Annotated in this window: 15 protein-coding genes; 14 read left to right on the top strand and 1 reads right to left on the bottom strand. The window is 61.3% G+C overall.

All coding sequences use genetic code 11. From position 1 onward, the window contains the following. Positions 1–2 precede the first annotated feature (2 nt). The 14 genes from CFB47_RS37650 to CFB47_RS37585 all read left to right on the top strand — a co-directional run bounded on the left by CFB47_RS37650 (position 3) and on the right by CFB47_RS37585 (position 14,433). Positions 3–371, top strand: a complete 369-nt coding sequence (locus tag CFB47_RS37650) for a TrbI F-type domain-containing protein (protein WP_205713840.1) — start codon at positions 3–5, stop codon at positions 369–371. A gap of 214 nt (positions 372–585) precedes the next feature. Then, a complete protein-coding gene (locus CFB47_RS37645; RefSeq protein WP_049030195.1) occupies positions 586–1,095 on the top strand; it encodes a S26 family signal peptidase in 510 nt (169 codons plus the stop codon). Between the two features lie 253 nt (positions 1,096–1,348). Then, positions 1,349–1,990, top strand: a complete 642-nt coding sequence (gene traW, locus CFB47_RS37640) for a type-F conjugative transfer system protein TraW (RefSeq protein ID WP_027811079.1) — start codon at positions 1,349–1,351, stop codon at positions 1,988–1,990. Positions 1,991–2,036: 46 nt separating this feature from the next. Then, positions 2,037–2,729: a hypothetical protein gene (locus tag CFB47_RS37635; RefSeq protein ID WP_027811080.1), complete on the top strand. Its 693-nt coding sequence runs from the start codon at positions 2,037–2,039 to the stop codon at positions 2,727–2,729. After that, positions 2,726–3,757, top strand: a complete 1,032-nt coding sequence (traU, locus tag CFB47_RS37630) for a conjugal transfer pilus assembly protein TraU (RefSeq protein WP_027811081.1) — start codon at positions 2,726–2,728, stop codon at positions 3,755–3,757. The genes CFB47_RS37635 and traU overlap by 4 nt, the downstream gene beginning before the upstream one ends. After that, positions 3,754–4,542: a type-F conjugative transfer system pilin assembly protein TrbC gene (trbC, locus tag CFB47_RS37625; protein WP_027811082.1), complete on the top strand. Its 789-nt coding sequence runs from the start codon at positions 3,754–3,756 to the stop codon at positions 4,540–4,542. The genes traU and trbC overlap by 4 nt, the downstream gene beginning before the upstream one ends. A gap of 5 nt (positions 4,543–4,547) precedes the next feature. After that, positions 4,548–5,828: a hypothetical protein gene (locus CFB47_RS37620; RefSeq protein WP_165581455.1), complete on the top strand. Its 1,281-nt coding sequence runs from the start codon at positions 4,548–4,550 to the stop codon at positions 5,826–5,828. Then, positions 5,825–7,105, top strand: coding sequence for a conjugal transfer protein TraN (gene traN / locus CFB47_RS37615; protein ID WP_049030196.1), 1,281 nt, complete (start codon positions 5,825–5,827; stop codon positions 7,103–7,105). Before CFB47_RS37620 ends, traN begins: the two co-directional genes overlap by 4 nt. After that, complete coding sequence (locus tag CFB47_RS37610; RefSeq protein WP_027811085.1) at positions 7,102–7,494, top strand: hypothetical protein; 393 nt, start codon at positions 7,102–7,104, stop codon at positions 7,492–7,494. Before traN ends, CFB47_RS37610 begins: the two co-directional genes overlap by 4 nt. A gap of 58 nt (positions 7,495–7,552) precedes the next feature. Further along, entirely contained in the window at positions 7,553–8,053 is a 501-nt protein-coding gene (locus CFB47_RS37605) for a hypothetical protein (protein WP_027814060.1), read from the top strand. Further along, on the top strand, positions 8,050–8,244 hold the full coding sequence (locus CFB47_RS37600; RefSeq protein ID WP_027811087.1) for a hypothetical protein: 195 nt from the start codon (positions 8,050–8,052) through the stop codon (positions 8,242–8,244). Before CFB47_RS37605 ends, CFB47_RS37600 begins: the two co-directional genes overlap by 4 nt. Further along, positions 8,241–9,050: a conjugal transfer protein TraF gene (locus CFB47_RS37595; protein ID WP_027811088.1), complete on the top strand. Its 810-nt coding sequence runs from the start codon at positions 8,241–8,243 to the stop codon at positions 9,048–9,050. The genes CFB47_RS37600 and CFB47_RS37595 overlap by 4 nt, the downstream gene beginning before the upstream one ends. After that, positions 9,050–10,495, top strand: coding sequence for a conjugal transfer protein TraH (locus CFB47_RS37590; RefSeq protein WP_027811089.1), 1,446 nt, complete (start codon positions 9,050–9,052; stop codon positions 10,493–10,495). The genes CFB47_RS37595 and CFB47_RS37590 overlap by 1 nt, the downstream gene beginning before the upstream one ends. A 2-nt stretch (positions 10,496–10,497) precedes the next feature. Further along, positions 10,498–14,433: a conjugal transfer protein TraG N-terminal domain-containing protein gene (locus CFB47_RS37585; RefSeq protein ID WP_223274480.1), complete on the top strand. Its 3,936-nt coding sequence runs from the start codon at positions 10,498–10,500 to the stop codon at positions 14,431–14,433. 37 nt (positions 14,434–14,470) lie between these two features. On the opposite strand, the gene CFB47_RS37580 is transcribed toward CFB47_RS37585, so the two are convergent. Then, positions 14,471–14,863 carry a hypothetical protein gene (locus CFB47_RS37580; RefSeq protein WP_027811091.1) on the bottom strand — a complete coding sequence of 131 codons (393 nt, stop codon included), beginning with the start codon at positions 14,861–14,863 and terminating at the stop codon, positions 14,471–14,473. Between the last annotated feature and the right edge of the window lie 97 nt (positions 14,864–14,960).

Here is a 14,960-nt window from a genome sequence, read left to right as displayed (position 1 = left end):
ACATGCGACACGACCTCGTACTCACCGGCCTTATCTCGATCGGCGCTTCGTTGGTGCTGGGCTCCCCGCTCGTCTACTTATGGACGCAACGCGAAAGAGTTGCGCCGGTCGTCGTGGTTGACGTGCAGAAGCTCATCAGCGATGAGCAGGAAACGCTGCTGAAGACCTTCAATAATGGCGATCCCGTCCACATGACGGACGACGCGAAGAATAAGGCGACCCAACACGCCGGCGATTACGCAAAGCGCCTGTCGGCCGCGCTGGACCAGCTCGGCACACAGTGCGGCTGCGTTGTCGTCAATAAAGCTGCCGTGCTCGCAGGTGATGCGCCCGACCTCACTGACCTGATCGCCAAGAGGATCGCGAAATGACTCGTCTCCGATCGACGGCCCTCTCCCAGTTTTCTGCGCGCACGCTTGGAACAAAAATGGTGGGCGGACGATTTGCACCGACCGCCGTTGGTGATTATCTGGCCGCCTCGACCAGTACTTGTGCGGCGGCGCTTGCAAACGTAACGACGCATTTCGACTTGCGTCGATCGGGGGGCGCGAATTTTGCAAGAACCGACCTTCGCGGAGATGAGCAGTGATCGCGCTCGTCGCCTACTCCAGCGGCCTGGCTCGCTATCGACGGTTTGTTCGCACCGTGGTCGCGCTGACGGTCGTGGCGGCTGTCGCATGGGGCCTCACGCCTTGGTATGGGCTGACGTTCAACATGTCGACCAGTCTGCCGGGGACGCTCTACTTCATCCGCAAGGGCCCCTGTCGGCCGCGCCTCGGCGACACCATCGCATTTCGGTGGCACGGTGGGGCGACCTACCCCGCAGGACTGACCTTCATCAAACACGTGGCTGGTTTGCCTGGCGATGTCGTGCACGTCGTTGGTCGCAACGTCTGGGTCAATCAGACCTATATCGGCTACGCCAAGCCGCTCTCGCTTGCAGGGATGGCGCTGTTTCCGACCGAAGACGGCGTGATTCCGCCGGGACACTACTTCGTGGCCACGCCGAACCCGAACAGCCTCGATTCGCGGTACTCGATCGCCGGCACCGTTCCTCAAACCGCAATCGTCGGGGAGGCCTATGAAATTTTTTAACCGCTGCCGCGCCCTCAGCACGCCGGCCGGCGCTTCAACTGGAGGCTCAGATGACGCTTCTGATGCTTGCAATTGGCTTGTTCATATGGGCCGTATGGATGTGCGTGATCGTGTTCTGTCTTGGTGTGGGGTTTCTGGTGGCCTGGTTTATAGGCATGTCATTGGTACACCACATTTCTTTATCGTCCAAATAGTGGACACAGGGATAGGTCCAGCCTGCTTGCTCGTTGGTTGGAGGCAGCTACGACAGCTTATCCGACGAGCTGCAGTCCTGTGGATCGCGGCACTGACGGTCGCGGTATCCCCGATTTCAGCGATTGCGGAGGACCTGGGCGTGGTTGGCCCGACGTATCCGATTGCGGAGCACGACGCGATTGCGATGCTGAAGCGCCGCCTGCTCGAACTGCAAGCCAATGGTGGGCTGGCGGCCATCGAGCGCCGTGCGCGCCAGCGCGCGCTGCATGACGTCACGTCCCTGCCCCCGGTGCCGGGCATTTCGACCGTCAGCGCGTACTCGAGTCGCCTGATTGATCCGACGGTCACCTACTCCAAGCCCGTCACCAACGACGAGGGCGCCGTGATCGTCGCCGCCGGCACGCGTATCAATCCGCTCGACATTGTCACGCTGCACGAGCGCCTGGTGTTCTTCGACGGCCGCGATGCGGGACAGGTCAAGGCGGTGCAGGCGCTCGCGGCCCGCTCCGGCGATTCCATCAAACCGATCCTGACTGCTGGTTCGTGGTTTGACCTGACGAAGTCGTGGAAACGGCAAGTGTATTTCGATCAGCAGGGTCGACTTAGCCAGCGTTTCGGGATCACCCGCGTGCCGGCCGTCATCAGCCAGCGCGGCAACCAACTGCTTCTTGAGGAAGAACCTGCGGAGCAACTGCGTTGACCCGGCGACCAAATCACCTGTCACCTCCCAATTTATCGGAATCGCGATGAACAACTATGACCGTCTGGACTTCACTGCCGACCCGGCCGTTATCGACGTCGTCGAGAAGAACTCGCCCCACGACGGCGCTGCTGCTCTTCAGCACTTCAATGCGACAGTCGAGCCGATCCGGTATGTCGTAGACGTCACCAATGATCAGGTCGTCGTTTCAGGAAAGGGTGTGCTCGCGACTTACTACTGGCGCGCGAGCCCCTACGACAGCAGGGTCGCTCGTCTATCCGTTCAACCTGACCGCCAGATCGTAGGAGACAGCAGCGGGGAAACCTTTCGTGTTGTGGTGGGTGCTGTAGATGATATCCACCGTCCTGCTGCGGTCATCGCCGAGCATCTGAGCGAGGTCGAAGCCGTTGAGCTGATCGGTCGTATCGAGAAGGGGGTGAAGGGCGCCCTCGGTATCGGCGTCGAATCGACCCATACGGTCCAGTTGGATGAGCCTCTTCCCGTCTCCGGCGTTGTTGAGTCCGCACGTCGTTCGATTGGAGCGAAGCTGCTCGACATCCTGGCCACGGTAACGTCACGTGTGGTATGGGTCGCCGCTTGGGGCGTTGCCGGTGCGGCGACCGGCGGTCTTGCAGTGATCCTCCTGCCGATCGTCTATCGCCTTGGCCATCACGTCGGCGCATACCTGATCGACTTCGTCTTCCACGTGTATCCGGCGATGCGGGAGCTGCTTTCATGAGCATGCGCCCTCTCCTTCGCCGCTGGATTCTCGCGATCGCGCTGGTTGCCAGCTGCTTCTCGTTCTCGGCGCCGGCCGATGCGGGTCAGTGTGTCGGCCGATTCGCCAATCCGATCACGGATATCTGCTGGGAATGCGCTTTCCCGATGGCCATCGGTAGCGTCACGTTCCTCAATATGGGCCAGGACGACACCCCGAACCCGGGCGGATTCCTCTGCTTCTGTAGCGGCACGTTTGGCGTCAAGTTCAGCTTCTGGGAGCCGATCCGGCGCGTCGACGTCACGCGCTCGCCCTACTGCTTCGTGTCGCTCGGCGGGATCTCGCTGAACCCGGGCATCCACGCCCCGGAGGGGGAGGTGCGCGAGCAGAAGGACGACACCAAGCAGAGCTTCTATCAGGTGCACTGGTACACCGATCCGGTCATGTACTACACCGAGATCCTGCTAGACGACCCCTGTATGGAGACGGGCAGCTTCGATGTCGCGTACATGACCGAAGTCGATCCGACGTGGAGCGACGACGATCTCACCATGCTCCTCGAGCCGGAGACCTACCTGTTCGGCAGTCCGATCGCCCAGGCCGCTTGCGCAGGTGACTGCGTGCTCTCGAGCCTAGGTTTCGGCAGCAACCTGCTCTTCTGGTGCGCGGGCTGCAACGGCTCGATCTATCCATTCAACGGCCACGTTCAGGCCCATGTGTCCGCGATCCAGGCGTCGTCACTGCTGGTCGAGCGCATGACCGCAAAGCTGCATCGCGAGGGTTTGATGTGGGGCACGACAGGTGACGGGGCCATGTGCGGCTACTACCTGCAGCCGGTGATGGACAAGACCCAATACAAGTACACGATGCTCTACCCCGTTGCGCAAACCGACCAGATCAACGGTCAGTGCTGTCAGCCGTATGGCCGCACGTCGGCGCTCTGGGGCGCCGGAAAGATGATCCCGTACACGGGGGAGGACTTCGCGTACGAGATTTTCCGCAAGCGCAACTGCTGCATGGGTGCGAACCTCGGAGACTTGCCCCAATGAGTCGGCTCACTTTCTCCATCATAGCCGCCGGCACGATCGCCCTCGCGGCCGGTCATGTGTCGGCACAAACCGTGTCGAATGACGCGCTCGCGCGTGAGCAGCAGCAGATCAATACCACGCGCCGAGCGATCTTCGATGAGGCAGCCAGCGGCACCGCACGTTACCGAGGCGTGATGCCATCGTCGGATGCGATTGATGCCGAGATGAGCCGTATCCAGCGCAGTCGCGATCGGCAGATGGCCCAGGCGGCAGCAAAGGCAGCTCACGATGGCAACGCGTTCCCGAACCTACCGGCGCCGGCGCCAGCCGCCGCCGGTGCAGATCCGTTCGCCGTCGCCAAACGGTACGAAAGCCGTACGCAGCGTCGTGTGACCGACTCCTTCGTCGCGTTCGCGAGCTTCTCGATGCCCGCTGCCTCGCTGGTACGCCTGGTGAAGACCATGAATCAGGCCGGGGGAACTGTGGTGTTCCGGGGCTTCAAGAACGACTCGCTGAAGGCGACGGCCGCTGAAATGCAGCGGCTGGGGATTGCGTCCGGCGGCATCGTCGTCAACCCGAAGGCGTTCACGCAGTATCGCATCGCCCGTGTGCCCGCCTATGTCGTCACACGCGGTGGAGACGCCAACAGTCAGGTCGACAGCAGCGGATGTGCGCTGCCGGCGTCGTACGTCTCCTTGTCGGGAGACGTGACGCCCGCGTATGCCCTGCGCCAGATCGTCGATCACAGCCCTACCTACGGGGGGATCGCCGAGCGATATCTCCGTGCACTGGGGGATGTCGAATGAACGGAATGCGGGCAACCCTGCGCCGAAGCGCACCACTGGCCATCGCGACCGCTCTGGCTGCGGTCGCCGTGTGCGCTGCTGCGGACGCCCCATCTACCGGGACTGCGTTTACTGAAGGCCAGTCGTTCGGTAAGTCAGGAATGAACGCGGCTCACGGAAGCATCAGTGGCGGTAGCTCGAACGTGCCGAACTACACGAACCAGGACGGCGAGCTGACGCCGCTGTATGGCGGTGGGCAGGGCAGTCTCGGGCCGGCCGGGTCAGGGAAGGAAGCGGATTGCTCAACGCAGCCAGCGAACCCGAGTGCCTACTGGCGTCAGGAATGCGATGCCGTGAATTACCTCGCGAAGAAGCCTCCCAATCGCATGCCGATCACCGCGAGCGATCCGATCGTGACCGGAAGCAAGGGCGCGATCAATAACCCCGGGTCTACGACGAGTTCGCAGGACTGCCACAACGTGACGTCGACGGTGCCGGCGACCTACCGGAAGGAAACCTGCGAACAGGCCGTGGGTACGCAAACCTATACCTGCAACCGCATCAATGACCCCGTCTGCACCGAACCCTATCAAGGCTGCGCCGCTGGCGGGGTCGTCGAGGGAAGCTTCACCGGCGGGTTTGCCGCGCGCCTGGCATCGAACTCTGCGCTCTGGAACTTCGGCGCTGACACGGGCTATCACGACAACTCAGGCTACAACGGACTGACCGTGTCCGGCTCGATGAGTTTCAGCGTCCAGAACCTTGGTCAGATCGGTACCGCAGTCATCAGCCAGATCACGGCAAACAATACGCTGCGCAGCGTCGACATTAACGGCGTCACGGTCTACACCGATGCGCCGGACGGCGGGCGCATTCTCCAATGCGGAGTGGCGACGCTGCCGGCGTCGGCCGGCGGTATTGATGGACGGCAGACCACCGGCTATCTTGCCGCGTCTTCGCCTGGTGTGACCTTCACACACAATTTGATTTACAACGGCATTCGGAGCGTGTGTTCGGATAAAACTGCCTTTACGGCAGATGGCGGTCTCACAGAGTATCGACCGTTCTTTACCTTCGGTAGCGAGTACGAGGGGAACCCGTCGACCATTGCGCCCAACACCGACATCCGCGCGTATTTGCACGAGGGCGTCAATACCGTCGAGATTCAAGCGGCGATAGGCGGGTACGGTTTCCAGGGCGGCGGGCAGGCCCGAGTTCAGCTCACGCTGAACCAGATCTGCACCGCGACTTGCACGCCGAACTGGATCGACCAGTGCAGCTCGTTCGAACAGCGGGCCGCACAATGAATATCCGCGCTCTCATGTTCGCCGCGCGTGCGTTCACCCTCGTCGGCAGTGTAATGACCGTCACCCTGCTCGCCGCGCCGGTAGCGTATGCCGCGCCCACCTGCCAACGCACTGGTTCAACCTGCATCGAGCCGGCCGGCACACGCATCATCAACGGGATTCCGCTCTACCAGGATTGCTGGAACTACCAGGATACCTACGAATGCCAAGCCGCTTCCACCGTTAACGACTGCGCGCCATTGCAGCAGCAAGGCTGCGGCCTAGTGAACCAGCAGTGTGTGTCATACAACGACGCGGTGCAGGGAAGCTGCGACACGATGCAGTACACGTACCAGTGTCTCGATACTCCGGCGCACACGACGACCGTCACCCAATGCACGAACACGATGTGCGCACCGGGTGCCGGATGCTTCTCGTCAAGTAGTGGTGCGGACGGCGCGCTCGGCAAGGTCGTAGCAGGGCTGGAAACCGGGCGCGAAGCCGGCGCCTACGGTGTCGGTGGCGGTAACGTGAACATTTTCAAAGGCTACGACAGCAGCTGCTCGATCAAGGTGCTGGGCGGCCTCGAGATCAAGAGCTGCTGCACCAGCAACGGCGGCGGTGCCGCTTACTCGAACAACGCGATCGGAAGCGCCGCGGTCAGCGCTGGACTGTCGGTTGGCGGAACGGCGGCGAAGCAGGGCATCGCGTTAGGGTCGAAGTATGTCTTTGACCAGCTGTACGAAACGGTCGATAGCTCGATCGTGAACTCTGGTCTCTTGCAGATGGGCGCATGGGCGGACAGGGCGTTGTCTACCTCCGGAACCTTTGGTGCCTACGGCTTTAGTTTTTCGTTCTCCCTCACCAATGGTGTTCAGCTTGCCGATTTCAATCCGTACGTATTCGCGGCCGAGATCGCTGCGCAGCTGATCCAGATGTGGCTCGCCTGTTCCCCTGACGAGCAGGTGCTCAGTCTGAAGCGTGGCCAGAACCTCTGTGTCCAGTACAACCAGGGCTGCTCCAAGCGCGTGCTCGGCGTTTGCGTCGAGGAAAAGAAGAGCTACTGCTGTTTCAATTCGTTGATCGCGAAGCTCGTCAACCAGCAGGGCAAGGCGCAACTCGGCATCCCGTTCGCAGGCTGCGGTGGCTTCACGGCCGACCAGCTGCAGCGTATCGATTTTTCGAGTATCGACTTTACCGAGTTCGTCAATTCGATCCAGTCCAAAGCCGTCGACGAGGACGCGATTCTGCAGCGCGTGCGGCAATCGATCGGAAGCGGCAAAGGGGTATCCCAATGAAGCGCCTCGTCTCCGCAGCGTTTACTACTGCGATTTTTGCGCTGCCGGCCGCCGCCTTCGCCGGCAGCTACGACGACTTCAGTGCAGTTCTCATCGACGCGATTGATCACGGGTCAGCGTTTGGCGCGCTGCGTGGACCCGTTGCGGGTTCACTCGTCACCAAGCTGCACGCCAACGGTCCGGTCTACGTCACGGCTCGCTCGATCGGCGACTTGCCGCGGCCTGGCTGCAAGCGTCTGGATGTGCTGTTCGACGTCCGCGGCATCCAGACCGAGGCGGGCGAAACCAGCGGGCGTCTGGACGTGAAGATGAACTACTGCCGCGATCGAATTCCGCCGATTGGCTTGGCGCCGGCGGCGCCGGCGCAACCTGCAGGAGATACACCGTGACGCGGGGCCGCCCACTGGTTGCAGATTTCAAAACCCTCACTACCCAGGAGCGTTGATCATGTCCATCGAAAGCCTGTTTCCCCCTTCGCGTGTCCGCTCGAACTGGCGCTATGCGCTACTCGCCAGCCTGCCCTGCTACGTGCGGCGATTCCTCTTCGCTTTCGTCATTGTGCCGGCGGCCGTCCCCGTCGTCGCGCTCGCAATACTGAATCATGGGTCTTTCACGGGTATGGCAACGACCGTGCTCGAACAGGCGGCTGGAAGCGGTACGAATCCGGACACGATCCGACTGCGGACATGCACCGATACGGCGGCTCGCCACGCGCCGTCGGCCGCCATTTGTATGCACTGGCGCACTGACGACGTGCCGATCACGACGCTCGCCCCTCAGGTTGGTCACGGCTTGTTCGTCGCGTGGCTCGTTGCTGTCGTCGTCATGCTTGCGACGGATCTCGGCGTTTCCCCGCCCTCGCCTATCGGACTGCGCAGACGTCTCGACTCGATCGGACGGCCGCGTGCCGAACTTAGTCGTGCAATCCGCGAAGGAGAGGTGAAGTGAGACTGCAGATTACGATCACCAGTATGCGCGCCGCGCCGGCGCCCGACTTGCCGAGCCATCTCTTTGCTGGTGCCGCCAGTGACCGCGCGACCTTCCGGGTAACGCACGGCGCCGCGCCGTCGCGCGAAGCCATTTCCGTGTTGCTCGAGGACGCCGGCTTTGAAGTCGACGCGCAGCGGAGCCGGCCATGAGCGCATTCCGTGGATTCCGGCTCGCGGTAGCGGTCCTGCTTCCTGCAGCGCTGCTGGTGCCGCCGTTTGCGGACGCAGACGGGTTGGACTACAAGTCCGCCTGGAGCTGCGACGGGCAAGAGAAATTCAACTGGTACTGCGATGACGACAAGCCCGCGGCGCCCGCGGGTGCGAGCGCGGCCAAACCGGTCGATTCCGACGACTTCGATCAGATCAAGTCGGCCGACGAGATGCGCGAGGCACTGAAGCACCGACTCGACGTCGCAAACATGGACCCGACGCCCGAGCACATCAAGGAGTACATCAAGCTTTGGGAGTACGTCCAGCAAAAGAGCGCTGTCTTCGCCGATCAATGGCGCCGAGTCGTATGGCAGAACCCGAGCCTCGATTACTCGCTCAAGCGTCCGACCAACAACGTCGCTGTCCATACCTATGACCGGACCCGGGATTCCGACCAGGACGGGCAACTGCGTGCACTCGCGCAGAAGCACGGCCTGATTTTCTTCTTCCGCTCGGACTGCCCGTACTGCCATGCGATGGCCCCGACGATTGTGCTGCTCGCGCAGCGCTATGGCATCGACGTGCTGCCGGTCTCTCTGGACGGTCGGGGTATTGGCGAGTTTCCGAACCCGACGCCTGACCACGGTCAGGCGTCGGTCTGGGGTGTGCAGCAGGTGCCCGCCCTCTTCATTGCGTCCAAAGAGACCGGCGACCACGCAATGATCGGCTCGGGAACGATGTCCCTCCAGGACATCATCGACCGCATTTTCGTTCTCACTGCCTCGCAGCCCGGGGAGCTTTTCTGATGAAACCGACACGCTGGTTTGCCGTACTGACGGCTGCAGTGGTTGCCATCGCCCCGGTGTGTGCGCAGGCGATGTCGATGCAGCAGGTCTTCGACTCAATCAACGCCATGGGCAACGTATCGAGCCCTCGGGCGTTGCAGGGCGAGACGATGGATATGTACAGCGGCGGCAGTGTGTTCATGCGCACGCCACACAAGACTTACCAGCTCGCGAGCGTCACCGCCCCGGAATGGGGTGCGGGTTGCGGCGGGATTGACCTGTTTGCCGGCGGGTTCAGCTTCATCAATAAGGAGCAGTTTGTTGCGCTGCTGCGCAACATCGGCTCGAACGCCTTGGGCTACGCATTCAAGCTTGCCCTGCAGAACCTCTGCCCGACCTGCGACAACGTCATGCAGTCGTTGCAGACCATCGCCCGCGACGTCAACCGGATGAACATCGACTCGTGCCAGGCCGCTGAGGGCATCGTCAATGCGGTGACGCCTGTTGCATGGAAAAAAGAGCAGGCGAACCTGGCCGACACGCTCGGGCCATTCACGAACCTGTATTCGGATATGACGGATGCCTGGACAAATACCGGAAACAGCTCGGCGCAAGCGGCGCAGACGATCAATACGGCCACTGCATCGGATTCCAATCTCGCGGCCAAGCAGCCGTACGGCAATGTGACGTGGCAGGCGCTGCAGCAGCTGCCGGACCTGAGCACGTCGGATCGCGAATTCCTCATGTCGCTGGTGGGGACGGTCATTTTTCCCGACCCGTCGGATTCGGGCGGCACGGAGGTGAATCCTGTATTCCTGCCGCGAATCGGCAGCCTCACGGTGCAGGAGTTGGTCGGTAACGATCCTGCTGCGAACAGTGGCACCACGATTCAGGTGTACGTGTGTGACGAGACGACGAAGTGCCTGAATCCGTCAGTTCAGGAAATTGGATACACCCCCTTCCGTACGCTCGTACAGCAAAAGCTGCAGGTAATCACGGATGCGATCGCATCGCGCTCCGCGATCCCGAACCCGGCGGACACGTTTCGGTTCCTGAGCATGACGGACCTGCCGGTCTACAAAATGATCGCGGTCGGCACGCGTCTGAACAATTCGTCTCTGGCTGACCAGTTGTTGAGTACCTACCAGTCGCTGATCGCTGCCAAGTACGCCGAAGCGTATATCCACGGATCCGCTGAAGATCTTCGCCGGGCAATCGCGCGTTACGGCACCGTGAAATCCAGCACGTCGCTGCTCGACGAGGCCACGAAGCTCAATACCAACATTGACACGGTCGAATCGGAAGCACGCAGCGCAGTGATGCAAGCCTTCAGCCAGACGTCGAACGCGTGGCAACTGGTCGAGCAACTCCAATCGATCGAGCGCGCCGTGCACGCGAATGTGTCGTCCTCGCTTCGGAACTCGTTGGCCTTTGGCCAGACGTTGAACGGCGGGGGGACTCAATGAACATGGAAATCGACACCTATGGGAACGTCGATACCTTGTACTACGTCATGCAGGGTATCGCGTCTTTCATGGGTAGCGGAACCTGGACAGGTCTCATCCGTTACACGTTGTTGAGCGGCGTCGTAATCTGGACGATCGTCGCGATCGGCCGGAAAGGCTATGAGATCTTCCGGTGGTTCGCCGCCGCGATGCTGATGACGCAGCTGCTGTTGCTACCGGTCGAGAACGTGTTCATCACGGACGTCAACAACGTGCAGCCGACTCGGGAGGTGGATCACGTCCCCGCCTATCTCGCCGCGGTTGCCCAGAGCTTCACGCTCATCTCTCGCGTGCTGACACAGTCGTACGAAACGATCTTTTCGGTGCCGGATACGCTGACCCTGAAAAAGGGGGATGTGGGTTTCGGCATCTCCGTGCTGCAGAAGGTGAACAAGGCTGAAATCACCGATCCGGGGCTGCACGCTGACCTTATCCAGTTCTTCAAGGAGTGCACGGTCTACGACATCCAGGACGGCGCGATTGATCCGAAGACGATCATGAACGGCACCGACCCCTTCAATACCGTGTTCACGTCGACGAGCCCTGCCCGATATGTGACGACGAACACCCTCACCGCGAACCCTACGACGGACACCTGTTCCGCGACCGGCACTTTGTTGCTGCTGCGCGTACAGGACGCTGAGCAAGCGGCCGAGCAGATGTATGGCAGCGAGATGTATCCGGAGATCGCCGACCCCTCCATGGCGAAGGCGGAATTCGTCAACGCGATTGGAGATTCGTACGGCTTCATCCTCCAGTCGTCGCAGAACGCGTCGTCGGCGCTACGACAGGCAATGTTCAACAACGTATGGCGCCAGGCGGGAGCGGAGCTGCCCGCGATGCTGAACGATCCGGCGCGCGTGGCCGAGGTCAATGCGTTGATGAGTTCTGCCCAGGCTGCAGTGGCGACGAACGGCTCACTCGCCTCCATGGCGATTCTCGCCAAGAACACGCTGCCGACCGTTCGCAACTATGCCGAAGCGATCATCTATGCGGTTTTCCCGCTCATTCTGGTGCTCTGCCTGATCAGCGGCGCGGATGGGGCCAAACGAATCCTCGCGATGTACGCCAAGACGGTGGCATGGGTGTCTGTCTGGCCGATGCTCTTCGCGGTCATCAACGGGCTGTCGCTGATTCACCTGAGCCATGAGATGCGCTCGATGTCGCTGCAGGCCGGCGTGCCGTTCGGCATGGCGGCGAAGTTCGGACAGACGTTGCTCGACGAGCAGGCGCTGCTTGGATACATGGTGATTATTACGCCTCCCCTTGCGTGGCTGTTGCTGAACTTCGCATCGGCCGGCGTTGTCGGTGCGTTCTCTCAACTGAGCGGCGCGTTGACCGGCTCTGCTCAACAGATCGGTGGTCAACAGGCGCAAGGCGACGAAAACATCGGCAACGTGCACATGGATTCGTCGTCGATCGATAACGCGTCGCGCAACGTGACCTCGGCGAACAAGTACGACAACACTGTGCAGTCGCGCACCGGGTCGATGAACGTCGATACCGGGACCGGCTCGGCCTTCACGAACTTTGCCAATGGCCTGATCGCTCGCACCGAGTTTCAGAACAGCCTCGGCGTTTCGGCCACGTCCCAGGACGCATTTGAGCGGTCGCTCGGCACCGACACCTCGACGGGTGTCGCGGCAAACCGCACGAATTCCACGTTCGCTGGGCGGGAGCAGCTTGCGTCCAGCACGAACAGTGTCTCGAGCAGCCAGGAGCGTGGAAGCTCACAGCGCCTGTCCGACGATTCCAGTTCGGGTACGCGGGCCTCGTCTAGCCAAACAGGTGAGCGGCGGACCGCACATGATCAGCAATATGCGATAGATCAGTCGCACTCCGTCGACGGTACAACTTCTGCAGGAGCCAAAGGTTCGATCATGCTTGGTGGCGGCTTTGCCAAGTCGTTTGGCGAGGATGGGGCGCCGTCCGGCAACGCCGGCGGTGGAGGCGGCGGCTCAGCCGGTGGTAGCGGGCGTGGGCCTTCCGGCAATGGTCGGCAAGGAAGCAGCAATCCGGTCTCGAACTCGCCTCTTTTTAACCAAGCAGAAGAAGACAAACTCGCTCGTAAGGCCGAGTCACTTGGAAAATCGCCGAACGAAGTTCAAGCGATTCGGGATGCGTATCGATTGAAGGTGCGGGCTGCGGATTATGCAAATGGCGGTGGCACGGGGAAAGGGCAGTCGAGTCTGAAGTTTGGTCTCGATGTTTCGGGCGAAGGTGGATATACGAAGTCTTGGCGGAATTCTGACGCACAAAAATTCGTCGATCAAAACAGTAGTTTGGCCGCCTACACCGAGAGCGATAACGTCTCTCACGAAGGCTCGCAGATGCACAATGACTCCACCGGAATGGAGTCCGGGCAGCACGTTCGCCGCGACCGGTCGGCGTCTCTGACGGACCAGGTTTCGTCCGGCTCTCGCGTTGCAGCGGATCTCACTCGCAGCGCAGACGTGCGCCAGCGCGGATCGACGCAAGTGGTTTCGCGCGTAGATACCTCGACCAACCTGATGACGCCTGAGAACCTGCAGGCGGTCGCTGCGCGCAACGGTATCCGATACAGCCAGCTGATGACGTTGCCGTCCCCGCAGATCGCTCAGCTGGTCGCCCAAGATGCAGCGATGCGCGACATCGTTTCGCGCAACTCGACGTTGCCGACCACGGCTCGTGATGGGTCTACTCTCCCTGCGAGCGGCATCGACGTCGTTCGCCAGGACCAACGCAACCAGTCCGGCGTTGGTGCAAGTGCCCCCGCGTCGTTCCAGCGTTTTGCAGGTGCGGTTGGACCAGTGGATACGACACCCCTGGATGTTGCGACGCCGATGCCCCAAATCGTGACCGACGCACAGCACCGTGTGGATGTTACGCAGCAACGGGTCGCGAGCGAGTCCGCCGCGCCGATCAAGCAGGTGCGTGACCACGTCGATCCGTCGGCCGACAACAAGCCGCTCATGACGCCCGAGCGGGCGCCGGGCCGCTTGCTTTCCTCTCCGCCCGCGGCGCCGTCAGCTTCCGATAGCAAGGGGCCCCTGTCGGCATGGGTGAACTCGATTCAGCCGAGCGGGCCGGCTGGAACAACGTCCACCTCGGCACCAATTGAAAACTTCCTACATCCGCGAACTACGGGAAATGGCCCGACTCTTGAAGCCGCTCGAGCGACGGAAACCGGCACGGGCTCGCCCGCGACTCAACCGCGTCTGTCCGAATCTGACTTCAGGATCGTGACTCTGCCGGCCGGCAATGATCACATGTCACATCGGCAGAGTGATCGTCGAGTGCCCGATGCTCCTGACGGGACATACAGCCGGCCGTCTCCGGAGCTACCCAGCCCTGATCAAGAAGCTGTAGCGCGGCCCGTCGGCTCGATACGGGGTCGCCGGGTGGTTGACGATGGAAGTCGGGGAAGTAGCTTGCCGACCGCATCAATGAAGCGTAGCGGCGGGGTCTCAGTCATGGCTCCTGGAACGACGGCTGGCAACCCTGGTTCACGAATCGACAACGTCAAACCAGCTAACTCTGGTCAGGAGCAGGCTACGCCGGCGCCTATCGCGCCTGAACCAGCTGGCCGGAGAAGTTCGCCGTCCGGTGGCATCGGCCTCGCAAGCGTCGGGTCAGAAGTCGGTGGCGTCGACAGAAAGGTGCAGATCGGTCGCGCGCCAGGCGGGTCATCTGCTGCAGGGGATGCCTTGCCATCGACACCCTCGCAATACCTCGATGCCGCAACCGTCGGAGCCGACGCATCTGCTCCGCACGACGACTCGGCGGTAAGCGGCGCGGCCACTTCCCCGAGCGTTTTGGCTTCGGCGAGTCGACTAGGACGCGGTTCTGCAGATGACGCACGTGGAGTCAAGTCGCTCCCGAGCGCGGGCGTTGCAAACGATGATCCCGACAACCAATGAAAAAGGGGCCTTGCGGCCCCGGACGGTAATTCCCCAATCAATGACGCCAATCGCTATGACTCATCTGATTTCTTTGGTCTCTCCAAAACCAATCGTTCGAGAGGTCGCTGCTTGCATTGTTGCTCGAACGAGCGGTGTTCCAGCCGTCATCATAGTGCGCGCCGGTCATGATGAGATGGCCCAGCTTGACTGCAACGCCCAATTGGGCGAACACGCCGAAGATGCAGGAAAAGAGAGCGCCAAAAGCCAAAATGGTAAAGGGCAGCTGCATTACCGTAATCACGATGGCCGCAACCAGGAGCGTGGTCAGATAGCCCCACATGATTTTCCGGTAAATCAATCGGCCACTGCGCGAGGCGATAAACGATGTGAAAACCGAGAAAATCGCTGCTGCCATTATCGCCATGAAATTCGCAAGCACATAGTCCATGATGAGCGCCCCCGTACGCAATTAGTATCGACGTTACGCCTGATTTCTCGTACTGGCAAGTTAATCCTTGATGACGTAATTCGTCGTGGTGTCAATT

This window comes from Burkholderia sp. AU27893 (assembly GCF_002223205.1).
Taxonomy (GTDB): domain Bacteria; phylum Pseudomonadota; class Gammaproteobacteria; order Burkholderiales; family Burkholderiaceae; genus Burkholderia.
Note: the sequence above shows the minus strand (reverse complement) of the source record. Positions and strands in the feature narration are given on the sequence as shown.